Genomic DNA, 23948 nt, shown 5'->3' on the forward strand with positions numbered 1-23948 from the left:
TGCTTAACCGCATGCCGCTTACTTGCAGCCAAGTGGAAGGCGTCCGATAATCGCCCCATGAACTCCTCAACCGCCCCGGGGCCCGGAACGCGGGCCCCGGCCCGGGACGCCGTGGACGCGATCGTCGACCAGTGGGCGGCGGTGCGGCCGGATCTCGACACCGGCCCGATGGCCGCGTACGGACGCATCTACCGCATCGCCCGCGCCATGGGGGATCTCCAGGAGAGGGAGTACCGGCGGTACGGCGTCAGCCGCGGCGAGTTCGACGTGCTCTCGGCGCTGCGGCGGTCCGGGGAGCCCTACACGCTCTCGCCGAGAGAGCTGTCGGCCGCGCTGATGCTGACCACCGGCGGGATGACCGGCCGTCTCGACAAGCTGGAGAGGGCGGGCCTGCTCACCCGCAGCCCCGACCCGGACGACCGGCGGGGCCTGAGGGTCACGCTCACGGAGCGGGGCCTGGAGGTGATCGAGCAGGCGGTGACCGCCGGGCTGGCGCTTCAGCACCAGGTGTTCGACGCGGCGCTCAGCGCGGAGCAGGCGGAGCAGCTCGCCGATCTGCTCCGCCGACTGATGGGCGCGCACCCGGTCTGACCCCGGCCGTCCCCGCGCCGCCCGCACCGGGCCCGGCACCCCGGCCGCCTGTGGACACGGTGTGAAACTTCGCACGGCCCCGGTGCCCGGCTTGCGGGCAATCGTCATGAGTCTGTGCCCAGGGAACCGCTCAGCCGGTCGCCGACAGGGGCCCGTGACCGGTCCGGTGGTTGCACAGTGCCACCACAGTGCGGGACTGTTCTTGAACATCTGTCGTCTTCGCTGAGTGAGGTGAGGGACCACGCGTAGGGGCCCCGTTCACATGATGTCCTCCCCCGTCGGCTCCCACACCACCGGTGCCACCAGCACCTTGAGCGCTGCCGACGCCCCCTGTCCCGTGGTGGTCACCGGCGCGGACGGAACGGTCGTGGAACTGAACGACGCGGCCCGCGAACTGCTCCCCGACGCCCGCGCCGGGCGGGCCCTGACCGGCCCCGCCTGGCTCGTGACCGCCGGCGAAGCCCCTCACCCGGCCCCCGTGGGCGGCGCGGTGGGGGACCGGTCGTTCGCGGCGCGTCCCTCCGTCCTCCCGGACGGCGGCACCGTGTGGTGGCTGGTCGAGGAGACCGCCTACCGGACCGCCGTGGACGAGCTGGCGGCGGAGCGCGGGCGCACCCACTTCCTCACCGAGGCCTCCAGCGCCCTGCTGGCCTCGCTGAACCTGGACCGGTGCATGGAGGTCACGGCGCGGCTGGCCACCGAGCATCTGGCCGACGCCGCCCTGGTCATCGCGCCCACCGCCGCCAGAAGGCTGCCGGTGGTCGGCTGCGACCACCGGGGCGAGTTCACCCGCGGCTCGGTCGGCGAGGAGCCGGACACCGTGCCCGGACTGGCGGAGGCGCTGCGGGGGTTCCCGCCGGTGCCCTCCCGGTGGATCGACCCCGCCACGGCACCGGACTGGCTGGTTCCCGAGGGCTTCGGCGAGGTGGGCTCGCTGGCGATCACACCGCTGCCCGGTCACGGCGTACCGGCGGGCGCGCTGATCCTGCTGCGCCGGGCGAAGCACGCCGCCTTCACCGAGGCCGAGGAGACCCTGGCCGGGCTGTTCGCCGCCCGGGCCGGCGCGGCGATGTCGGCCGCGCGCCTGTACGCGGAGCAGAACACGATCTCCGACACCCTCATGCGCGAGCTGCTGCCGCCGACGCTGCGGCAGGTCGAGGGGGTGGAGTTCGCGGGCGGGTACCGGCCCAGCACGGACACCGAGCGGGTCGGCGGCGACTTCTACGATGTCCACTCGCCCAGCGAGGACTTCCCCGAGACCCTCGCCGTCCTCGGGGACGTGGCCGGCAAGGGGCTGGAAGCGGCGGTGCTCACCGGCAAGATCCGCAACACCCTGCACGCCCTGCTGCCGATGGCCGGGGACCACGCCACGATGCTGCGGCTGCTGAACAACGCCATGCTCACCAGCCACCACACCCGCTTCGCGACCCTGGTGATGGCCTCCGTCCGCCGCGAGGAGAGCCATGTGGCGCTGCGGCTGACCTCGGCCGGGCACCCCCCGCCGCTGATCGTGCGGCGCGACGGGACCGTGGAGGAGGTCGACACGCGCGGGACCCTGATCGGCGTGCTGCCGGTCGTCACCTCCCGCACGGCCGAAGTCCGGCTCGCGCCGGGTGAGACGTGTCTGCTCTTCACCGACGGTGTCACCGAGGCCGTGGGCGGTCCGCTGGGCGACACCATGTTCGGCGACCAGCGCCTCCGGCGCGCCGCGGCCGAGTGCGCCAACATGCCGGCCGAGGCCGTCGTGGAGCGCATCCAGATGGTCGCGTCCCAGTGGATCGGCGGCGGGCGCCACGACGACATCGCCGTCATGGCGATCACCGCCCCCCGCGGTGCCCATCTCAGTGCCGTGAACGGGAGAACACGGGGCAGGTATACGGCATGACCACGCGCACCACCGACCTCCGGGACGGCCCCGACAGCCCGGCCGCCCCCGTTCGCCCCGCCGCGCCCGACGGCGACGAGCGGGACGACCGGTGGGTCGAGCGGCTCTGGGCCGCCGTCCGGGCGGGGGACGAACTGGCGGCCCTCGATGTCGCCGACGACGCCCTGCGGGCGGGGCTGGAGCCCGAGGCGGTGCTGCTGGACGTGGTCGCCGCCGTCCAGCACCGGGTCGGGGCCGAGTGGGCCGCCAACCGTATGAGCGTGGCCGGTGAACACGCGGCCACCGCCATCAACGACCGCGTCATCGCCACCCTGCCCGTCCACCGCCCCGCGACCAGCCGGGGCAGGGTCACGGTCGCCTGCGTGGACCAGGAGTGGCACGCGCTGCCCGCGCGCCTGGTGGCGGAGACCCTGCGGCTGCGGGGCTGGCGGGTGGACTATCTGGGCGCGCAGGTGCCCACCGCGCATCTGATCAGCCATATCCACCGCACCGCACCGGACGCGGTCTGTCTGTCCAGCTCCCTCTCCCCCCGGCTGCCGCTGGCCCACACCGCGATCACCGCGTGCCAGGCCGCCGGGACCCCGGTGATGGTGGGTGGGCTCGCCTTCGGCAGCGACGGACGGTACGCGCGGCTGCTGGGCGCGGAGGCGTGGGCCCCCCACGCACGCGCCGCGGCCGACCGGCTCGCCGCCGGGCCCCTGCCCCAGCCGGCGCCGGCCCACCAGTCGGTGGACGATCTGCCGCACCTGGCCGACCAGGAGTACGCCATGGTCGCCCACTCCTCCGCGCGCCTGGTGCGCGACACCTTCCAGCGGCTGGAGGAACGCTTCCCGGCGATGCGGGAGTACGGCGACGAGCAGCGGGAGCGGACGGCGGAGGACCTCGCCCATGTCGTCGACTTCCTCACCGCGGCCCTGTACATCGACGCCCCGGAGATCTTCGCGGGGTTTCTGACCTGGACCGCCGATGTCCTCACCGCCCGAGGGGTGCCCGCGCGGTCCCTCGTACCCGCTCTGGACCTGCTGGCGGAGCAACTGCGCGACTTCCCGCGCGCCCGCGGCATCATCGACACCGGGCGCTCGGCGCTCGCCTCCCGCCCCTGACCCCGAGACGCTGGACGAACCTCGTGACGACCTCTCCCGACGCGACCCCCTCCCCCGCCGGCCCGCACGGCCCGCGCACCGTGAGCCTGGCCCTCAGTGGCGACCTGGACTACGACACCTTCGGTGAGCTTCTCCGGAGGGTGCGGACGGCGCTCGACGAGCGCCGGGATGTCGAGGAGCTGCGGCTGAACTGCCGCGAGCTGGAGGTGGTGGATTCGATGGGGTTGTCGGCGCTGCTGCAGATCCATCGGTCGGCCTGCGGGGAGGGGGTGGCGTTTCATCTGGACGACATCGGCCCGGGGTTGCGCCGCCTGCTGGAGCTGACCGGCACCTACGACCACCTGACCACCCCGCCCACCCCTTGAGCCCTCCGTCGGCCCGGACTTGAGGACGGACCCTGTGCCACAGGTGCCCGCACGGTGCGGGCCACGGTCGGGGGCCGGCCCCCGAACCCCCGCTCCTCAAACGCCGGAGGGGCTGGATTTCGTGCCTCGGCCCGCCCGGAGGGGGTGGGGTGGTGCGGCCCAAACCGGAGAGGCGGAGGGTGCGGCTCAACCGCCGGAGAGGCGGAGGGTGCGGCTCAAGCGCCGGAGTGGGCGGAGGGAGCGCCTCACACGCCGCGGGACTGGGGTGGCGGCTCACACACGCCTGCGGGGCATGAGAGCGGCGCGGCCCAAACGCCGGCGGGCCTGAGGGCAGTGCGGCGCCAACCGCCAGAAGGGCTGGGGTGGTGCCGCCCAGCCGCCGGCGGGGCGGCGGGTGCACCCCGAACACCGGCGGGGCCGAGCCCATTCACACATCACGGGCGGAGGCCGGGCGGGCCCACCTCACCTCGACGGGCCGAGCCCACTCACACGGGCGGAGCCGGATGGGCGCACCCCACACCGGCGGGGCCGGGGCCGCTCGGGGCTCGGTGGGCGTGAGGAAGCGTCCCGGGGCCGGTGGGGGCCGGGGCGCGGGTACGGCGGTGGAGCCGTACGGTCAGGCCTGCTCCTGCTTCCTCGACTTGTCGAGAACCATCACCAGACCCGCGATCACCAGAAAGATCACCAGCGGCGCGACAACAAACAGCCCCAGCGTCTCCATCACACTCAGCCCCTGGCCCGGGTCATCCCCGTCGTCACGCGTCAGGGCGAGCGCCGGCGACGACAGGAGCAGCATCATGAGCGTCGATCCGGCCGTGACGGTGCCGGCGCGCAAAGCGTTCTTCTTGTCCACGGTGCCAACGTAGCGAACGGCGGATCGAGCCGCGCGCCCGGGGGTGCCGTACGGGCGGGACCCCGCCTCAGGCGAACACCTTCATCAGCGCGTGCAGCCGGGGGGAGGCGGCGAGCTGCTCCAGGGTGAGCGGACGGGCGTCCGCGTCCGCCAGCGGCAGCCGCCAGTTCGGATACTGGTCCCAGGTGCCGGGGAGGTTCTGGGGGCGGAGGTCCCCCACCGTGTCCGGCAGCCAGACGCCGACCATCCGCGCCGGGGTCGCCAGCAGAAAGCGGTGGACCGCCCGGATGTACGCCTCCTCGCCCACCTCGTCCTCCGGGAGCAGCCCGAGGCTCCGGAAGAGCCGCAGCCACTCCTGGACCTCGATCCGCTCCCGGATGCGCTCGCGCCGCGCGGGCCGGGTCAGCAGCCCCAGCCGGTCCCGCAGCTCCACATGGTCCACCGTCAGCCGGGAGGCGGTCGACGGCAGGTCGTGGGTGGTCGCGGTGGCCACACACCCCTCGCGCCAGGCGTCGGGCGGCAGCGGCTCGCCCGAGCCCGCCCAGTCGCGCTCGAACCAGAGGACGGAGGTGCCGAGCACTCCGCGCCGGGCCAGGTCCTCCCGTACCCCCGGCTCGACGGTGCCGAGGTCCTCCCCCATCACGACGGCGCCCGCCCGGTGGGCCTCCAGGACGAGGACGGCGAGCATCGCCTCGGCGTCGTAGCGGACATAGGTGCCGTCGGTGGGCGGGCGGCCCCCGGGAACCCACCAGAGCCGGAAGAGGCCCATCACATGGTCGATCCGGAGCGCGCCCGCGTGGCGGAGGAGCCCGCGCAGCAGCTCCCGGAACGGCGCGTACCCGGAGGCGGCGAGGGAGTCGGGGCGCCAGGGCGGCAGACCCCAGTCCTGGCCGTGGGCGTTGAAGGCGTCCGGGGGCGCGCCGATGGAGATGCCGGAGGCGAACAGCTCGCCCTGGGCCCAGGTGTCGGCGCCCTCGGGGTGCACGCCGACCGCGAGGTCGTGGACGATGCCGATGCCCATGCCCGCCTCGCGGGCCGCCCGGTCCGCCTCCGCGAGCTGGCAGTCGGTGTACCAGACGGCCCGGGAGTGGAAGTCGGTCCGCTCCACCAGCTCGTGGCGGGCGCGGGCGGAGGCGGACGACCGGGGGTCCCCGAGACCGGCGGGCCAGGAGCGCCAGTTCGGCCCGTGGACCTCGGCGAGGGCGCACCACAGGGCGTGGTCCTCCAGCGCGCGGCCCCGCCGGGCGAGGAAGGCGCAGTAGGCGGCGTGCCGGCCGGGCCCCAGCGGGACGCGGCCGATCACCTCCAGGGCCTCGCGCTTCAGCGCCCAGACGGCGTCCCGGTCGATCAGCGCCCCCTTGGCCAGCACCGATTCGCGCAGCCGTGCGGCCCGCTCGGCCACGTCGTCGACGCGGTCGCGGTCCCGGCCGGCCAGCCGCGCGTACTCGGGAATGGACTCGACGCGCAGATGGACGGGGTCGGGGAAGCGGCGCGACGAGGGGCGGTACGGGGAGGGGTCACCGGCTCCGCCGGCGGGGGCGGGGACGCCCGCGTGCAGGGGGTTGACCTGGAGGAAGCCGGTGCCCAGCGCCCGGCCGGACCAGGCCGCAAGCTCGGCCAGGTCGCCGAGGTCGCCCATGCCCCAGGAGCGGGCGGAGAGCAGGGAGTAGAGCTGGACGAGGAAGCCGTGGGTGCGCTCCGGGGGGCTCGGGGCGCGGGCGGGGGCGGCGATGAGCAGGCTCTCCCCGCCGCGGCCGTCGGGCGCCCTGGCGGTCAGCCGGTGCACTCCCCAGGGCACGCCCCGCCAGTCGCCGGTCTCGGTGCCGTCCTCCAGCAGGACGCGCAGGGCCGTGCCGGCGGGGAGCCGGCCGAGGGCTGTGGGGCCGGGGCCGCCGGTCTCCTCCGCTCCTTCGGGGGTCTCGCGCCAGACGACCACGGACGGGGGCAGCAGCCGCTCCCGGGCGGTGGACTCGGCCCGCTCCAGGGCGGTCCGGAGCGCGGCCGGGCCCGTGGCGTCCACGCCGAGCGCGGCGAGGACCGCGACGACGGTGGCCTCGGGGACGGGGGCGCTCACGCCCTCGGAGGTGGTGCGGGAGGTGGCGACCCCGTGCAGCGCGGCGAGCCTGGCAAGGCCCATGCGGTCTCCTCAGACTCCTGGGGACTGGGAGCCGCCGGTGAATCCGGCGGCCGTCGGCTCGCTGGTGAGGGGAGCTATGCCGGAGAGCGGGGGCTCGCTGGTGAGAGGGGCGGCGTCGGGCAGCGGCGGTTCACTGGTGAGGGGCGCGAAGGCGGGCGGCTCGTCCATCAGCGGGGTGCCCGGGCCCCAGGGTTTCTCGCTGAGCGGGCCGTGCGCCGAAGGTTTTCCCGAGAGGGTCCGGGGGCCGGGGATCTGTTCATCGGCGGCGGCCCGGGTGGTGATGGCGGAGAGCAGCAGATGGGCGGATGCGGTCATGGATGACACTCCCAACAGACGGTACGGGCACTTACCGGTCAGTGCAGCCCTACCCAGCGGGCTCCACCGCAGACGTATTCGATCAGTCAACGTGTTCCGCGTCACATTTGGTTCCCGGTGTGTCGCACCTTCCCCGGCGCTCTCCCGCCCCGCTGCCCGGCACCTCCCGCCACCCCGTCGCGACCGGCAAAAGGCGCACATCGGCCACGCCCGTTGACACGTTCAGGCCAGGGGTGGTGGGCTCGCAACCAAACAGTGACCATCAGGGGACCCAAAGGAGACAAACGTGCGGCTCGCGCGCAGGAGGCGGACGGCCGTCGCCGTCGCCGTCATCGGCGGTCTCCTCTCGGGAGCGCAGGGCGCCGTCGCCGCCCCCGCCGACCCGCACACCCCGGCCCGTACCGCCGCCGGCCCCCGCGACGAGGGCGCCCCGCCCCCGGTCTGGCCCCGTCCGCAGTTCATCGAGGCGGCGGGGGAGGCCGTTCCGCTGGGCACCGAGGCCACCCTCGTCGCCGCGCCCGGGGCCGACCCCCGGGCGGTGGAGCTGATCCGGCGGCAGCTCGGCGACGCCGGGGTGCGCACGGTCCACACCGGACTGCCGGGGCGCGGACCGCTGCTCCACATCGGCGGCCAGGGCGCGCAGGACGCCCTGCGCGCCCTGCGCGCGCCTCAACGCGCCGATCTGCCCTCGGGCGACTACCGGATCGCGGTCGGCGAGATCCGCGGCCGGGGCACGGTCGCCCTCGACGGAGTGGGCGAGAGCGGTCTCTTCCACGGCGCCCAGACGCTGCGTCAGCTGATCGTCCGCACCCCCTCGAAGGGAAGCGCGGTGGCCGGCGCCACCGTGCGCGACTGGCCGGGCACGGCGGTCCGCGGGACGACCGAGGGCTTCTACGGCGAGCCGTGGACCCCTCAGGAGCGGCTCGACCACATCGACTTCATGGGCCGGACCAAGCAGAACCGCTATCTCTACGCCCCCGGGGACGACCCCTTCCGCCAGGCCCGCTGGCGCGAGCCCTACCCGGCGGCCCAGCGCGCCGGCTTCCGCGAACTGGCCGAGCGCGCGCGGGACAACCATGTCACCCTCGCCTGGGCGGTGGCCCCGGCCCAGCAGATGTGCCTGGCCGACGAGCGCGATGTCCGGGCGCTGCTCCGCAAGATCGACGCGATGTGGGCGCTGGGGGTGCGCGCCTTCCAGCTCCAGTTCCAGGACGTCAGCTACAGCGAGTGGCACTGCCGCGAGGACGCGGCGGCCTTCGGCTCGGGCCCCGGCGCGGCGGCCCGCGCCCAGGCCCGGGTGGCGGACGCGGTCTCCCGCCATCTGGTGGAGCGCCACCCCGGGGCCGAGCCGCTCTCCCTGATGCCGACCGAGTTCTACCAGGACGGCGCCACCGACTACCGGCGCGCTCTCGCGGGCGCGCTGGACCCCCGGGTCCAGGTCGCCTGGACGGGTGTCGGCGTGGTGCCGCGCACCATCACCGGCCGGGAACTCGCCGGCGCGCGCGAGGTCTTCGGCCATCCGCTGGTCACCATGGACAACTACCCGGTCAACGACTACGCCCAGGACCGGATCTTCCTCGGCCCGTACACGGGGCGGGACCCGGCCGTCGCGAGCGGCTCCGCGGCGCTGCTCGCCAATGCGATGGAGCAGGCGTCGGCCTCCCGTATCCCGCTCTTCACCACCGCCGACTACAGCTGGAATCCGCGCGGATACCGGCCCCGGGAGTCCTGGGAGGCGGCCATATCCGATCTCGCGGGCGGGGACTCCCGGACCCGCGCGGCGCTGCGGGCGCTCGCGGGCAACCACTCCTCCTCGATCCTCGATCCCGTCGAGTCGCGCTATCTCACCCCGCTCATCGACGACTTCTGGCGGCTGCGCGGCTCCGCGGACGGGGCCGGCCGCGACCGGGCGGCTGCCGCGCTGCGCGCCGAGTTCACCGTGATGCGCGAGGCGCCCGAACGGCTGAAGGGGCCCGCCGGCGGCCGGCTGGACGACGAGGTGCGCCCGTGGCTCGACGGGCTCTCCCGGTACGGCCGGGCGGGTGAGGTGGCCATGGACATGCTCCTGGCCCAGTCCGCCGGTGACGGGGAGCGGGGCTGGCGCGCCTTCCTGGAGCTGGAGCGGCTGCGCGCGGAGCCGGAGACGGGGCCGGCGGGCAGCAGGGCGACGGTCGGCAAGGGGGTGCTGGAGCCCTTCCTGGAGCGGGCGGTGAAGGAGTCGCGCGCGTGGACGGGGGCGGACCGGGCGGGTGAGAGGGGGGACGACGGCACCGTACGGCTGGAGCGGGCCCGTCCGGTCCGCGCGGTCACGGCGATGACCGAGCCGGGCGGCGGCCCCGCCCGGCTGGAGGTCCGGGTGCCCGGTGAGGGCTGGCGCTCGCTGGGCCCGCTCGCCGCGGGCGGCTGGACCCAGGCGGACGGCCGGGGGCTGCGGGTGGACGCGATCCGGGTCGTCCCGGAGGGCGGTGGACAGCCGGCCGTGCGGGCGGTGGTGCCCTGGTTCGCCGACGAGCCGGCCGCGGGGATCTCGCTGGAGCACAGCCGGGCGGACGCGGTCATCGGCGGCGGCCCGCAGCGCACCGGCGTACGGCTGACGCCGCGCCGCCCCGACGAGGTGCGCGGCACGCTGAAGGCGGAGCCGCCCGCCGGCATCGAGGTGCGGGCGCCGGAGCGGACGACGGTGCCCCGGGGGGTGCGGACGACGGTGCCGGTGGAGGTCTCCGTACCGGCGGACACGCCCGCCGGGGAGTACCGGGTTCCGCTGTCGTTCGCCGGCCAGGAGCGGACCCTCACCGTCCGCGCGTTCCCCCGCACCTCGGGACCGGACCTGCTGCGCGGGGACGGCGTCACCGCGTCGTCCTCGGGCGACGAGACCCCCGACTTCCCGGCGTCGGGGGTGCTCGACGACGACCCGGAGACGCGCTGGTCCTCACCGGTCGAGGACAGCGCCTGGTGGCAGGCGGAGCTGCCCCGTCCGGTGCGGCTCGGGCAGGTGGTGCTGCACTGGCAGGAGGCGTACGCGGCGGCGTACCGCATCCAGGTCTCGGCGGACGGCCGCGACTGGCGGACGGCGGCGGCGGTGGACGACGGGCGGGGCGGCCGGGAGGCGATCCGGATGGACAGCCGGGACGTGCGGTTCATCCGCGTCCTGGGCGACGAGCGCGCGACCCGGTTCAGCTACTCGCTGTGGTCGGTGGAGGCGTACGCGGTCGCGGAGCGGTGACGCCGGACCTCTCCGGGCCGACCCGGCACGGCCCGGCACCCGGTCGCGGAGGTGACCGGGTGCCGCCCGCCGGGGTGCCCGGGAAGAGACCCGCGAGGGTGTCCGGGGACAAAAAAGAGGCCTGGCTCTAGGCGGATACGCCGTCGATCCGGGCCATCGCGTCCTCCGCTCCATACGGTTGGAGGTAAGGCAGCCATCGGGGGTCCCGGTGTCCGGTCCCGATGATCCGCCACGCCAGTCCGCTGGGCGGTTCGGGCTGGTGGCGGAGTCTCCAGCCCAGCTCCCGCAGATGCCGGTCCGCCTTGACGTGGTTGCAGCGGCGGCAGGCCGCCACGACGTTGTCCCAGACGTGCTGTCCGCCCCGGCTGCGCGGCACGACGTGGTCGACGCTGGTCGCCACGGCCCCGCAGTACATACAGCGCCCGCCGTCACGCGCGAAGAGCGCCTTGCGGGTGAGCGGGACGGGCCCCCGGTAGGGCACCCGGACGAACCGCTTCAGCCGGACGACGCTGGGCGCGGCGATCACCCGGGTCGCGCTGTGCATGAAGGCGCCGGACTCCTCCAGGCACAGGGCCTTGTTCTCCAGCACGAGGACGAGCGCGCGGCGGAGCGGTACGACGCCGAGGGGCTCGTACGACGCGTTGAGGACCAGGACGTGCGGCACGGTGGATGCCTCCTTGTACGCCGGCGGCGCGTGGCTCGCGCCGGGACGATCTGCCCTCAGTCTCCCCTCAGGCCAGGTCCGAGCGCCACCACGTCGCCGTAACGGGCTCGAAGTGTTTTCGACCACATCACCCCTGACAACGCCCGGCGGGCCGTTTTCATCCCCGGCCGCCCCCGGGTGAGTCTTCTCTCTCCCCGTCGCACAACAACGGGGCCCGGGCGAGGGCGCCGTTAGTGTGGTTGGCCAGCCGTACCCTGCCTGGAGGTCATCCCTCGTGACCACGACCCCCCTGTCCGTTCCGCCGCCCTCCGACGGCCCGTCGGAGCCGGCCGCCCCGTCGGGTTTCGACGAGGCGGCCAGGCAGGCGACGGATGCCGCCGGCTGGGTGGAGCAGAACTGGTCCACCTGGCTGAGCACCGGCCTCCGTATCGCGCTGATCCTGATCGTCGCGATCGTGCTGCGGATGCTGGTGCGCCGGGCGCTGACCAAGCTGATAGCGCGGATGAACCGTTCCGCCCAGGCGGTGGAGGGGACCGCGCTCGGCGGTCTGCTGGTCAACGCGGAGCGGCGGCGGCAGCGGTCGGAGGCGATCGGCTCGGTGCTGCGGTCGGTGGCGTCGTTTCTGATCCTCGGCACGGCCGGGCTGATGATCCTCGGCGCGTTCAAGATCAATCTGGCTCCGCTGCTGGCGTCGGCGGGTGTGGCGGGTGTCGCGATCGGCTTCGGCGCCCGGAACCTGGTGACCGACTTCCTCTCCGGTGTCTTCATGATCATGGAGGACCAGTACGGGGTCGGTGACTCCATCGACGCGGGCGTCGCCTCGGGCGAGGTCATCGAGGTGGGTCTGCGGGTGACCAAGCTGCGCGGCGACGACGGCGAGATCTGGTACGTGCGCAACGGCGAGATCAAGCGGATCGGCAACCTCAGCCAGGGCTGGGCGACGGCGGCCGTCGATGTGACGGTCCGCCCGACGGAGGACCTGGACCGGGTGCGGAAGGTGATCGGCGAGGTCGCCGACGGGCTGGCCAAGGCCGAGCCGTGGAACGAGCAGCTCTGGGGCCCGGTGGAGATCCTGGGCCTCACCGAGGTGCTGCTCGACTCGATGACCGTGCGGCTCTCGGCGAAGACCATGCCGGGCAAGGCGCTCGGGGTGGAGCGGGAGCTGCGCTGGCGGATCAAGCACGCGTTCGACGCGGCGGGCATCCGTATCGTCGGCGGGCTGCCGCTGCCGGCGGACGAGAGCCCGGCGGCGGACCCGGCCGCCTCGGTCGCTCCCCCGTCGGCGCTGGCGAGCCCGACCTCCCCGCAGTCCCTGGCCGCCTCGCCGATACCGCCGCCGGCGAATCTGACGAAGTAGACCGCCTCCCCCGATCGGCCCCCGCCCACCCGGCGGGGGCCGATCGCGCTCACCCCGCGCCGCACCCCGGCCACGCGGTGATGTGCTCATGACGGGTTCCCTGGGAAGGTAACGGATTGGCACACGCCCAGGCATGGACCATTGACGCCCGCCCGACAAGCGGCTTAGTTTCTCCCCACGGGATAGGAAACTTTCCTAACAGTCCAGGTGAGAACGGTGACGGTCGAAAGGCAGGGGTGTCCGACATGGCTGAAACCACTACTGTCCCGGGGACCACTCCGGGTACTCCACGGGTGCTCCGCGCCATGAACGACCGCGCCGCGCTCGATCTGCTCCTCGCCCACGGGCCCCTCTCCCGCACCAGGATCGGCAAGCTCACCGGGCTCTCCAAGCCCACCGCGTCCCAGCTCCTCGCCCGGCTGGAGGCGGCCGGTCTGGTCGTCGCCACCGGCACGACGGAGGGCCGGCCGGGGCCCAACGCACAGCTGTACGCGGTCAACGCCCGCGCCGCCCACGCGGCGGGCGCCGATGTCACCCCGCAGCGCATCCGCGCGGCCGTCGCCGATGTCACCGGCGCCACGGTCGGGGAGTTCGAGCTGCCCACCCCGCGCCGCCGCGACACCAACGCCGTGCGCCAGGTGGCCGAGGCCCTCGACGGGGCGGTCAAGGCCGCCTCGCTCACCCGGGCGGACATCAACCGCCTGGTCATCGGCACCCCCGGCGCCTTCGACCCGTCCACCGGGCGGCTGCGGTACGCCTCCCATCTGCCCGGCTGGCACTCGGCCACCCTGCTGGACGAGCTGGCAGCCGAGCTGCCGATGCCGGTGGAGTACGAGAACGACGTCAATCTGGTGGCCGTCGCCGAGCAGCGGCTCGGCGCGGCACGCGGCATGGAGAACTTCGTCCTCCTCTGGAACGAGGAGGGCCTCGGCGCGGCCGTCGTCATCGGCGGGCGGCTGCACCGGGGCTTCACCGGGGGCGCGGGGGAGGTCGGCTTCCTGCCGGTGCCCGGCACTCCGCTGGTCCGACAGGTGACCCGGGCCAACAGCGGCGGCTTCCAGGAGCTGGCCGGCGCCCAGGTGCTGCCCCGCCTCGCCCGCGAGCTGGGGGTCCGGGAGGTCCGCCAGGGCCCGTACGTCGAGGTCGCCGCCGAACTGGTGGCCCGGGCCTCCGGGGCCGGCTCGGGGCCGTACCGGGAGTTCCTCGACCGGTACGCCACCGGGCTCGCGACCGGGCTCGCCTCCATGGTCGCCCTGCTCGACCCCGAGCTGGTGGTCCTCTCCGGGGAGCCGATCGCCGCCGGCGGGGAGCCGCTGCGCGCCCGGGTCCAGTCCGAGCTGGCCGAGCTGGCCGCGCCCCGGCCCCGGCTCGTCATCGGCTCCGTACGCGAACACCCGGTCCTGCGGGGGGCGCTGGAGAGCGCCCTCGCCACCACGCGGGACGACGTCTTCGACACCTCCCGCTGACCGCACCCCCGACCCCGGCCCCCACCGCGACCCCGTCCCCACCGACAGCACGACCGCAGACCGCAGACCGCCGCACCGTCCCCGACACACCCCGACACACCCCGACCCCCTCGACACCGGCCCGCCCCCTCCGACAGCACGACAGGCACAGACCCTTCCCGCGTCACGACACTTGACCCGCATCAGGGAGACACCGCCATGTCCATACGCACCAGGAAATCCGCCGCCGCGCTCGCCGCCACCGCCGCCATATCCCTCTTCGCCTCCGCCTGTACGGGGTCGTCCGAGAACGCGGCATCCGACGATCCCAACGCGAGGACGACCCTCACGTTCTGGCACGGCTGGTCGGCTCCCAGCGAGGTCAAGGCCATTCAGGACAACGTCGACCGGTTCAAGGCCGCGCACCGGAACATCGACGTCAAGATCGTCGGCAATATGACCGACGACAAGATCAACCAGGCGTTGCGGGCGGGCGGTTCCAAGGCTCCGGACGTGGTCTCCTCCTTCACCACCACCAGCGTCGGGAAGTTCTGCGCTTCGGGCGCCTTCGTCGACCTCAACCCGTTCCTGAAGAAGTCCGGGATCGACGCGCAGAAGGTCTTCCACAAGCCGCTGCTGGACTACAGCCAGTTCGACGGCAATCAGTGCACCCTGCCCCTGCTGAGCGACGCCTACGGCCTGTACTACAACAAGGACGCGTACAAGAAGGCGGGCATCAAGGCGCCGCCGAAGACCTGGAGCGAGTTCGACAAGGTCGCCGAGAAGCTGACGAAGACCAAGGGCGACAGCTACGAGCAGCTCGGCTTCATGCCGAACTACCACGGCTACGAGACGACGATCTCCCACTACGTCCCGCAGTGGTCCCCGACCTACTTCGACGCCGAGGGCAAGTCGAACATCGTCAAGGACCCGGCGTTCGCCGACATGATCACCTATCAGAAGCAGCTCGTGGACAAGCTGGGCGGCTTCGAGAAGCTGAAGAAGTACCGGAACACCTTCGGTGACGAATGGGGCGCCAAGCACCCCTTCCACACCGGTCAGGTCGCCATGCAGCTCGACGGCGAATGGCGGCTGGGCATGGCCAAGGACGCCGGCGTCGGGTTCGAGATCGGCACCGCCCCGCTGCCCGTGCCCGACGACCAGATCGCCGACTACGGCAAGGGCTATCTCGCGGGCACCATCATGGGTATCGCCGCGACCAGCAAGAAGCAGAACGCCGCCTGGGAACTGGTGAAGTACATGACCACCGACACGGACGCGGTGGTGGCCTTCTCCAACGGCATCCGCAATGTGCCCTCCACCATCGAGGCGCTGAAGTCGCCCGACCTCAAGCACGATGCCGCGTTCCAGACCTTCATCGACATCGCCCAGCACCCCAAGTCCAATTCCAGCCCCGCCAATGTCGACGGCGGCGCCTACCATCTGACGCTCCAGGACGTGGGCCTGCGCTACGAGTCGGGCAAGCTGAAGGATCTGAAGGCCGGCCTGGAGAAGGCGGCCCGCCAGATCGACACCGACATCGCCAAGCTGAAGTAGCGACACGGAACACGATGACCACCAACACCCTGCGTTCGAAGCGCCGCCGGTCGGCGCTTCGGACGGTGGCCTTCCTCTCGCCCTGGCTGATCGGCTTCAGCGTCTTCTTCGCCTATCCGCTGATCTCCACCGTCTATTTCTCCTTCATGCGGTACGACGGCTTCCGGCCCCCGGTCTTCAATGGCCTGGACAACTGGACGTATGTCTTCACCGAGTACCCGATGTTCTGGCCCGCGCTGCGCAACACGCTCTGGCTGGTGCTGGTCATGGTCACCCTCCGGGTGGTCTTCGGCCTCGGCATCGGACTGCTGATCACCAAGCTCAAGACGGGTACGGGAGTCTTCCGCACCCTCTTCTACCTGCCCTATCTCGCCCCGCCGGTGGCCGCGACACTGGCCTTCGTCTTTCTGCTCAACCCCGGCACGGGACCGGTGAACACGGTCCTGGAGACGATCGGCCTCTCGCCCCCGACCTGGTTCACCGACCCCGACTGGTCCAAGCCCGCGCTCACCCTGCTCGCGCTCTGGGGTGTCGGGGATCTCATGGTGATCTTCATGGCGGCCCTGCTCGACGTGCCCAGGGAGCAGTACGAGGCGGCCGAGCTGGACGGGGCGTCGTCCTGGCAGCGATTCCGCTTCGTCACCCTGCCGAACATCTCGCCCATCGTGCTCTTCGCCGTGGTCACCGGGGTGATCGCGACCATGCAGTACTACACACAGCCCCTGGTCGCGGCGAAGGTCGCGTCCGGCAACATGGGCGGCAGCGGGCAGCAGTTCGAACCCGGGTATCCGGAGAAATCCACTCTGACCCTGCCGCAGATCGTCTACAACGCCGGCTTCCAGCGTTTCGACTACGGGACGGCGTCCGTCGTCGCCCTCGTGCTGTTCGCACTCGCCATGGTCTTCACCGCACTTCTGATGCGGCGGCGCGGCGGCCTTATCCGGATGGGTGACTGACCATGGCGCAGATCGTCGAGAGAAAACCCGCGGCACGGAACGTCTCCCTCACCCCCGCCGCGCGCACCGCGCGCCGCAAGGCGCTGCTGCACTGGATCGCGGTGCACTCCCTGGGCATAGCGGCGGCCCTGTTCTTCGTCCTCCCCTTCGTCTTCGTCATTCTGACGTCGCTGATGAGCAATCAGCAGACGCTGACCCGCGATCTCATTCCCACCACCTGGGAGTGGGGCAACTACACCAGGGTGCTGGACACACCGGGATATCTGACCTGGTGGCGCAATACCCTGCTGTACGCGGGCGTCGGAACGGTTCTCACCGTCGTCTCCTCGATCCCGGTGGCCTACGCACTGGCCAAGTTCCGCTTCCGGGGACAGCGGCTCTCGATGATGCTGGTCATCTCGATGATGATGCTGCCGCCCCAGGTGATCATCGTCCCGATGTATCTCTTCTGGGCCAAGCAGCTCGATCTGACCGGCACGCTCTGGCCGCTGATCATTCCGATGGCGTTCGGCGACGCGTTCGCCATCTTCCTGCTGCGCCAGTTCCTGCTCACCATTCCCAACGAGTACATCGACGCCGCGAAGGTGGACGGCTGCGGCGAAGTGCGCACCCTGCTCAAGGTCGTTCTGCCGATGGCCAGACCGGGAATCGCCGCGGTGGCGCTGTTCCAGTTCTTCTACGCCTGGAACGACTACTTCGGCCCGCAGATCTACGCCTCCGAGAACCCGGCGGCGTGGACGCTCAGCTACGGTCTGGAATCCTTCAAGGGCGCGCACCACACCGACTGGAATCTGACCATGGCCGCGACCGTGATGGTCATGGCCCCTGTGATCCTCGTCTTCTTCTTCGCCCAAAAGGCGTTTGTCGAGGGCGTCACACTGACCGGAGTGAAGGGCTAACACACGTATGAAGCTCGCAGTCGTGGGTGGCGGGTCCACCTATACCCCTGAGCTGATCGACGGCTTCGCCAGGCTGAGGGACACGCTCCCCATCAGCGAGCTGGTGCTCATCGACCCGGCCGCCGACCGGCTGGAACTCGTCGGCGGGCTGGCCCGGCGGATCTTCGCCAAGCAGGGCCACCCGGGGAGGATCGTGGTGACCTCCGACGTGGACGCGGGGGTCGCGGACGCCGACGCCGTCCTGCTCCAGCTCCGCGTGGGCGGGCAGGCGGCCCGGCTCCAGGACGAGACCTGGCCGCTGGAGTGCGGCTGCGTCGGCCAGGAGACCACGGGGGCCGGAGGGCTCGCCAAGGCCCTGCGCACCGTGCCGGTCGTGCTCGACATCGCCGAGCGGGTGCGGCGCACCAACCCCAACGCCTGGATCATCGACTTCACCAACCCGGTGGGGATCGTGACCAGGGCGCTGCTCCAGGCCGGGCACAAGGCCGTCGGGCTCTGCAATGTGGCCATCGGCTTCCAGCGCAGGTTCGCCGCGCTGCTCGATGTCGCGCCCGCGGATGTGCATCTGGACCATGTCGGGCTCAACCATCTGACCTGGGAGACCGGGGTGCGGATCGGCGGGCCCGGCGGGGAGGACCGGCTGCCCGGGCTGCTGGCCGAGCACGGCGCCTCCATCGCGGAGAGCCTGAGCCTGCCGCGGCCGCTGCTGGACCGCCTGGGCGTGGTGCCCTCGTACTATCTGCGCTACTTCTACGCGCACGACGAGGTCGTGCGCGAGCTGCGGACCAAGCCGTCCCGGGCCTCCGAGGTGGCCGCGATGGAGAAGCAGCTCCTGGAGCTGTACGCGGACCCGGCGCTGGACACCAAGCCCGAACTGCTCGCCAAGCGCGGCGGGGCCTTCTACTCGGAGGCCGCCGTCGATCTCGCGGCCTCGCTGCTGGGCGGGGGCGGCAGCCCCTGCCAGGTGGTCAACACCCGCAACGCCGGCACGCTCCCCTTCCTCCCGGACGACGCCGTCATCGAGGTGCAGGCGTCGGTGGGCGCCCAGGGGGCGTCGCCGCTGCCCGTGCGCACGGTCGACCCGCTGTACGCGGGGCTCATCGCCAACGTCACGGCGTACGAGGACCTGGCGCTGGAGGCGGCCCTGCGGGGCGGGCGGGACCGGGTCTTCAAGGCGCTGCTGTCCCACCCGCTGATCGGCCAGTACGAGTACGCCGAGGCGCTCACCGACCGGCTCGTCGCGCACAACCGGGAGCACCTGGCGTGGGCGTGACCGCTTCAGTCCTCGCCATCGACGCGGGCAACAGCAAGGCCGATGTGGCCGTGGTCGGCCCCGACGGCGCCGTGCTGGCGTCCGTGCGGGGGCACCACGGCTTCCAGCCGCCGAGGGTCGGCATCGGGGCGGCGGTGGACCTGCTCGCGGTCACCGTCGAGGAGGCGCTGGCGAAGGCCCGCGCGCAGGGGGCGAGGACCGACGGGATCGAGCATGTGTCGGCCTGTCTCGCCAACGCCGACCTCCCGGTGGAGGAGGAGGAGCTGAGCGCCGCCCTGCACGCCCGGGGGTGGGGCCGTACGACCCGGGTGCGCAACGACACCTTCGCCATTCTGCGGGCGGGGGTCGACGAGCCCCGGGGCGTGGCGGTGGTGTGCGGCGCGGGCATCAACTGCGTGGGGATGCTGCCGGACGGCCGGACGACCCGCTATCCGGCGATCGGGAAGATCTCCGGGGACTGGGGCGGCGGGCAGGGGCTCGCGGAGGAGGCGCTCTGGTACGGGGCGCGGGCGGAGGACGGGCGGGGCGAGGCGACGGAGCTGGCGCGGACGCTGCCCGCGCACTTCGGTCTCGACTCGATGTATGCGCTGATCGAGGCGCTGCACCGGGAGGTCATCCCGTACGCCCGTACGCATGAGCTGACGCCGGTGCTCTTCGCGACCAGCGCGGCGGGGGACCCGGTGGCGCGGCATGTGGTGAGGCGGCTGGCGCAGGAGGTGGTGGCGATGTCGGCGGTGGCGCTGGGGAAGCTGGGGTTGCTGGAGGAGGAGGCGCCGGTGGTGCTGGGAGGGGGGGTGCTGGCGGCGCGCCATCCCGAGCTGGACGCCCACCTCACGGCGATGATGGGGGCCCGCGCCCCCAAGGCCCGCCTCTCGGTGGTGACCGCTCCCCCGGTCCTGGGCGCGGCCCTCCTGGCCTTCGACCACCTCGCCTCCCCCCAGGAGGTCCACACCCGCCTCCGCACCCAGTACGCCTGAGGCCCCCACGGGGGGCAGTCAGCAGGAGCGGCTGGACGGGCTGGATTTGTGCGGGGTCCTGGCGCACAGGGTCCGTCCTCAATCGCCGGACGGGCTGCGTCTTGCCCGGTGCGGCAACCCGTCGCGCCGGGTCCGTCCTCAAACGCCGGGCGGGCTGAAACTGCTCGGGCCGCCCGTGGCGCAGGGGGCGTCCTCAAACGCGGGACGGGCTGCGTCTTGCCCGGTGCGGCAACCCGTGGCGCAGGGGCCGTCCTCAAAGGCCGGACGGGCTGGGATTGCGCTCGGGCCGCCCGTCGCGCGGGGGTCGTCCTCGGACTCTCCCGGAGCTGCCCCCGGCAGGGTTCCCCCCGCCGGGGGCGGGAACCGATCAGGGGGCTGGGGCGTATTCAGGAGGGGGATGTCACACGGATCGCCACAAGATCCAGTCAACAGGCTGTGATTGTCGGTCACGACGGCCATACTTCACGCCAAGGGGACACCCCCTCCGACCCGCCGGCCCGCGGGCCGCCGTCAGCGACCCAGGGGGAGGTCACATGACACACCCACCACAGGTGCGCCCCGCACCCCTTCCCGCCGGCCGCTCACGGCTCCGCACCGCCACCACCACCGAACCCGGCCGGCTGCGGATCGTCGGCGCGGTCCTCGCCGCCCTGGTCGTCGCCTTCGGCGCGGTCACCGCCGTGGAGGTCTCCGACCGCGCCTCCGCCGCCGACGACGTGGTGAGCCGCAGCCAGCCCCTGAGCGCCGACGCCGCCTCCGTCTACCGCTCCCTCGCGGACGCGGACACCGCCGCGGCCGGCGGCTTCCTGGCCGGCGCCGTCAAAGAACCCCCGGGCGTCCGCGAGCGGTACGAGAAGGACATCGCCCTCGCCTCCCGGCTCCTGGTCAAGGCGGCGACGAACACCGACGCCGCCAGCGAGTCCGGCCGCCAGATCACCACGCTCAACGCGGAACTCCCGGTCTACACCGGCCGGATCGAGACCGCCCGCGCCTACAACCGCCAGGGCCTCCCCCTCGGCGGCGCGTATCTGCGCTTTGCCAACGAGCAGATGACCAAGGTCCTGCTGCCCGCCGCCCAGAGGCTGTACGACGCGGAGACGGCCCGGCTCGACCGGGACGACGAGAAGGCGTCCTTCTGGCCCGTCTTCTCCCTCGCGGCGGGTCTGCTGGCGCTCGGCGGGCTCGGCTGGTCCCAGCGGCGCCTGTATCTGCGGACCAACCGGGTGTTCAACCCCGGGCTGCTCGCCGCGACCGCCGCCACCACCGTCGTCCTGCTGTGGCTGGCCGCCGGCCACACCGTGGCCCGCGACCGGCTGACCGAGGCGCGGGAGCACGGCCAGAGCTCTCTGAGAGTCCTCAACGACGCCCGTATCGACTCCCTCAAGGCCCGCGCCAACGAGAACCTCGTGCTCGTGGCGCGCGGCGCCGTCCTCACCGACGACGGCAGGAACGACAAGTACGAGACGGAGTACGCCGCCGGGATGGTCGAGCTTCGCGAGGGCCTGGAGCGGGCCGCGCGGCTGGCGGACGACGACGCGGGCCGTGCGCCCGTCGAGGCCGCCGAGGCCGGCATGGGCGAGTGGCAGTCCCGGCACCGGGACGCCGGCACGACCGACCGGGCCGGGAACTACGAGGGCGCCCTGAAGAAGGTCATCGGGGCGGAGGACTCCACCGGCGAGTCCTTCGACACGGTGGACGCGGCGCTGGAGCGGGCACTCGCCCACGAGCAGAGCGAGTTCAGCCGGGCGGCCCGGGACGGCCGGGACGCCCTGGGCGGGCTGCCCGCCGGGGCGGCGGCGCTCGGGGTGCTGGGTGCCGCGGGCGCGATCCTCGGCGTCAACCGCAGACTGGCGGAGTACCGGTGAGAGGGGGAGAGATGACGGACGGGACGAGCGACGGCACCGGAGCGGGGGGCATCGGCGGACCCGGCACCGGCCCCCGGCCCCGGGCGGCCCGCCGGCCGAGTCTGCGCGGCTGGGGCGGGGTCGCCGGAATGGCCGCGGCCTGCGCGCTGACCGCCGCCGTCACCCTGCTGCCGCTCTCCCGGGGCGCGGGCACCGCCATCACCGGCGCCGGACACGCCGTCGCCCCGGCGGCCCCCGCGGAGCCGGACACCTGCGTCGAGCCGGAGCGCTCCCTCCCCGCGTCCTCCGGCGACGGGCCGAACATCGACGCGATCAAGAAGCGCGGAAAGCTGATCGTCGGCGTCGACCAGAACAGCTACCGCTGGGGCTACCGCGACCCGGCCACCGATGACTTCAAGGGCTTCGACATCGAACTGGCCCGCGCCATCGCCCAGGACATCCTCGGCGAACCGGACGCCGTCATCTTCCGCGCCATCCCCACCAACCAGCGCGTCCCAGCCCTGAACAACCAGACCGTGGACATCATCGTCCGCACCATGACGATCAACTGCGCCCGGATTCGGCAGGTCGCCTTCTCCACCGCGTACTTCGAGGTCGGGCAGCAGATCCTCGCCCCCCGGAACTCCACCATCACCGGGTACAACGCCTCGCTGAAGGGCAAGCGCGTCTGCTCCGCCGAGGGCACCACCGCCTATGACGCGCTGGAGAAGAAGTCCTTCGGCGCGGTCTTCAAGGACAAGCACGACGGCACCCCGGCCGACGAGGACATCCTCACCGTGCCCAACCAGCTCGACTGTCTGGTGCGGCTCCAGGAGGGCCTCGCCGACGCCGTCGTCACGGACAACGCCCTGGCCGCCGGCCAGGCGGCCCAGGACCCGGCGGTCGCCCTGAAGGGCCGGACCTTCACCACCGAGTACTACGGCGTGGCCACCGAACTCGGCAAGGACGACGTGGTCCGCCGGGTCAACCACGTCCTGGAGGAGTACCGCGAGAGCGCCTGGCAGAAGGCGTACGAGCGGCTGCTGGCCGATGATCTGCCGGGCATATCGGGGCCCCCGGCGCCCAAGTACCACCAGCGCTGACGAACGAAAGAGGTGATCGATGGGAGTCGCGGGAGCGTCCCCCGGCTCCGGCGGGCGGGCCCCCGGGCCGACGATGGACCGGGACGAGGTGGACCGGGCGCTGACGCGCCTGGTCGCCGAGCACGAGGCGATCGAGACCTCGCTGCTCGCGCTCCAGGACCACGCGGGCCGCAGGCTCCTCGAAGGTGCCGAGCTGACCGGGGTCACCAAGGACCGGTGGGCCTCCGCCGAGCAGGCGATAACCCTGCTCTGGGAGTACTTCGACGCGTACAGCGCCGCCCTCACCGGCATCCGCGAGCTGCGGTCGCGCCGCCGCTGGCCGAGCCGGGAGGACCTGGTGGAGCTGACGGAGCGGCTGCGCGGCGGCGGTGTGACCCTGGCGTCCCCGGCCGCTCTCCCCCCGCCCTCGGTCACCGGGCCGGCCCGGCTGTCGGAACAGTTCACCCTGGAGCGGCTCGTCGCCCGGATGAACGATCTGTACGCCGCGTCGCTGGACGTGGTGGTGACGGCGGACGCGGTGTGGTCGGCGCTGCCCGCGCGGATCGATCTGCTCTCCGCCGAGCTCCAGCGCACCCGCTCGCTCGCCCACTCGGTGGGCGTACGGCCCGGGGAGCACCCCTCGGGTGACGAACTGGAGTCCATCACCGAGGAGCTGGGCACGCTCCGGGCGCGGGTGATCTCCGACCCGCTGGCCTTCTGGCGTCCCGCTCAGGGCAGTTCGGCGCCCGGCGGCGGGCGGCCCGACACCGACCGCTACGACCGGGCGGCGCGGGCCCTGGAGGACATCCGGCGGGAGATCGAGGCGGTGCTGCGGGTCCGGCAGGACTCGGAGGAGCGGCTGATGCGGCTGCGGGACGTCCTCTCCCGCGCGGACCGCACCCTGGCCGAGGCCCGGGTGGCGCGCGGCGAGGTGCTGGCGAAGATCGCCGCGTCGGAGGTGCCCGCGGTCAGCGGCCCGCCGACCGCCCTTCAGGAGCGGCTCGGCACGGCGGCGGAGTACCGCAGACACTCCCGCTGGCACCGGCTCTCCCCGCTGCTGGAGGCCCTGGAGCGGGAGGCGGAGGACGAACTGCTCCGCGCCCGGGAGTCGCTGACGGCGGTCACCGCCCCGCTCGCGGTGCGGGCTGAGCTGCGCGGCCGGCTGGACGCGTACCGGGCGAAGGTGGCCCGTCTGGGCTTCGCGGAGGACCCGCTGCTGATCGAGCGGTACGACGCGGCCCGCCGGATGCTGTGGAGCGCTCCCTGCGATCTGCGGGTGGCCGAGCAGGCGGTGCTGCGCTATCAGCAGGCGGCGGCGGAGGCCCTGACCCACCGGGAGCCGGGGCGGTCCCGGCCCGAGGACCGCGGAGGGGACACGTGAGCGAGGACCGGAGCTGTCAGCGGCCGGGCTGCGACGGCGGT

General features: G+C 73.1%; 18 protein-coding genes and 1 pseudogene. 15 read left to right on the forward strand and 4 right to left on the reverse strand.

What is annotated here, in order from left to right:
* The first annotated feature begins 57 nt into the window (after window positions 1-57).
* The 4 genes from ABT122_RS04705 to ABT122_RS04720 all read left to right on the forward strand — a co-directional run bounded on the left by ABT122_RS04705 (window position 58) and on the right by ABT122_RS04720 (window position 3944).
* On the forward strand, window positions 58-591 hold the full coding sequence (locus tag ABT122_RS04705; protein WP_351545282.1) for a MarR family winged helix-turn-helix transcriptional regulator: 534 nt from the start codon (window positions 58-60) through the stop codon (window positions 589-591).
* A gap of 367 nt (window positions 592-958) precedes the next feature.
* Window positions 959-2476 carry a PP2C family protein-serine/threonine phosphatase gene (locus ABT122_RS04710; protein WP_351545285.1) on the forward strand — a complete coding sequence of 506 codons (1518 nt, stop codon included), beginning with the start codon at window positions 959-961 and terminating at the stop codon, window positions 2474-2476.
* A complete protein-coding gene (locus tag ABT122_RS04715) occupies window positions 2473-3579 on the forward strand; it encodes a cobalamin B12-binding domain-containing protein (RefSeq protein ID WP_351545288.1) in 1107 nt (368 codons plus the stop codon). The genes ABT122_RS04710 and ABT122_RS04715 overlap by 4 nt, the downstream gene beginning before the upstream one ends.
* Before the next feature lie 23 nt (window positions 3580-3602).
* Window positions 3603-3944, forward strand: a complete 342-nt coding sequence (locus ABT122_RS04720; RefSeq protein WP_351545291.1) for an STAS domain-containing protein — start codon at window positions 3603-3605, stop codon at window positions 3942-3944.
* 616 nt (window positions 3945-4560) lie between these two features.
* On the opposite strand, the gene ABT122_RS04725 is transcribed toward ABT122_RS04720, so the two are convergent.
* From ABT122_RS04725 to ABT122_RS04735, 3 genes and pseudogenes are all read right to left on the reverse strand, one after another.
* On the reverse strand, window positions 4561-4797 hold the full coding sequence (locus ABT122_RS04725; RefSeq protein ID WP_351545294.1) for a hypothetical protein: 237 nt from the start codon (window positions 4795-4797) through the stop codon (window positions 4561-4563).
* Window positions 4740-6934 (reverse strand): annotated as a pseudogene (gene malQ, locus ABT122_RS04730) (4-alpha-glucanotransferase). The gene ABT122_RS04725 and the pseudogene malQ overlap by 58 nt, the downstream one beginning before the upstream one ends.
* A gap of 9 nt (window positions 6935-6943) precedes the next feature.
* Window positions 6944-7249, reverse strand: coding sequence for a hypothetical protein (locus ABT122_RS04735; protein ID WP_351545299.1), 306 nt, complete (start codon window positions 7247-7249; stop codon window positions 6944-6946).
* Window positions 7250-7535: 286 nt separating this feature from the next.
* Here ABT122_RS04735 and ABT122_RS04740 point away from each other — a divergent pair, with 286 nt between their 5' ends.
* The gene (locus tag ABT122_RS04740) at window positions 7536-10472 is read left to right on the forward strand and encodes a beta-N-acetylglucosaminidase domain-containing protein (protein WP_351545302.1); all 2937 of its coding nucleotides are present in this window, start codon (window positions 7536-7538) and stop codon (window positions 10470-10472) included.
* Window positions 10473-10599: 127 nt separating this feature from the next.
* Here the strand turns inward: ABT122_RS04740 and ABT122_RS04745 are convergent, their stop codons facing one another.
* Window positions 10600-11136 (reverse strand): HNH endonuclease, encoded by a 537-nt coding sequence (locus tag ABT122_RS04745; RefSeq protein WP_351545305.1) that lies wholly within the window; start codon window positions 11134-11136, stop codon window positions 10600-10602.
* 274 nt (window positions 11137-11410) lie between these two features.
* On the opposite strand from ABT122_RS04745, the gene ABT122_RS04750 reads away from it, so the two are divergent.
* The 10 genes from ABT122_RS04750 to ABT122_RS04795 all read left to right on the forward strand — a co-directional run bounded on the left by ABT122_RS04750 (window position 11411) and on the right by ABT122_RS04795 (window position 23907).
* Complete coding sequence (locus ABT122_RS04750; protein WP_451068453.1) at window positions 11411-12493, forward strand: mechanosensitive ion channel family protein; 1083 nt, start codon at window positions 11411-11413, stop codon at window positions 12491-12493.
* A gap of 245 nt (window positions 12494-12738) precedes the next feature.
* Window positions 12739-13959 (forward strand): ROK family transcriptional regulator, encoded by a 1221-nt coding sequence (locus ABT122_RS04755; protein WP_351545307.1) that lies wholly within the window; start codon window positions 12739-12741, stop codon window positions 13957-13959.
* Between the two features lie 198 nt (window positions 13960-14157).
* Window positions 14158-15495, forward strand: coding sequence for an ABC transporter substrate-binding protein (locus ABT122_RS04760; RefSeq protein WP_351545310.1), 1338 nt, complete (start codon window positions 14158-14160; stop codon window positions 15493-15495).
* Between the two features lie 14 nt (window positions 15496-15509).
* Complete coding sequence (locus ABT122_RS04765; protein ID WP_351545313.1) at window positions 15510-16451, forward strand: carbohydrate ABC transporter permease; 942 nt, start codon at window positions 15510-15512, stop codon at window positions 16449-16451.
* A gap of 2 nt (window positions 16452-16453) precedes the next feature.
* Window positions 16454-17350: a carbohydrate ABC transporter permease gene (locus ABT122_RS04770; RefSeq protein WP_351545315.1), complete on the forward strand. Its 897-nt coding sequence runs from the start codon at window positions 16454-16456 to the stop codon at window positions 17348-17350.
* Between the two features lie 7 nt (window positions 17351-17357).
* A complete protein-coding gene (locus ABT122_RS04775; protein WP_351545317.1) occupies window positions 17358-18623 on the forward strand; it encodes a 6-phospho-beta-glucosidase in 1266 nt (421 codons plus the stop codon).
* Window positions 18614-19600: an N-acetylglucosamine kinase gene (locus ABT122_RS04780; protein WP_351545320.1), complete on the forward strand. Its 987-nt coding sequence runs from the start codon at window positions 18614-18616 to the stop codon at window positions 19598-19600. Before ABT122_RS04775 ends, ABT122_RS04780 begins: the two co-directional genes overlap by 10 nt.
* A gap of 533 nt (window positions 19601-20133) precedes the next feature.
* Window positions 20134-21465, forward strand: coding sequence for a GlnX family signal transduction membrane protein (locus tag ABT122_RS04785; protein WP_351545323.1), 1332 nt, complete (start codon window positions 20134-20136; stop codon window positions 21463-21465).
* Between the two features lie 11 nt (window positions 21466-21476).
* Window positions 21477-22547, forward strand: coding sequence for a glutamate ABC transporter substrate-binding protein (locus ABT122_RS04790; RefSeq protein ID WP_451068454.1), 1071 nt, complete (start codon window positions 21477-21479; stop codon window positions 22545-22547).
* A gap of 19 nt (window positions 22548-22566) precedes the next feature.
* Window positions 22567-23907: a coiled-coil domain-containing protein gene (locus ABT122_RS04795; protein ID WP_351545326.1), complete on the forward strand. Its 1341-nt coding sequence runs from the start codon at window positions 22567-22569 to the stop codon at window positions 23905-23907.
* Window positions 23908-23948: the final 41 nt, after the last annotated feature.

The organism is Streptomyces sp. NPDC001985 (assembly GCF_040296845.1).
In the GTDB taxonomy this organism is placed as follows: domain Bacteria; phylum Actinomycetota; class Actinomycetes; order Streptomycetales; family Streptomycetaceae; genus Streptomyces.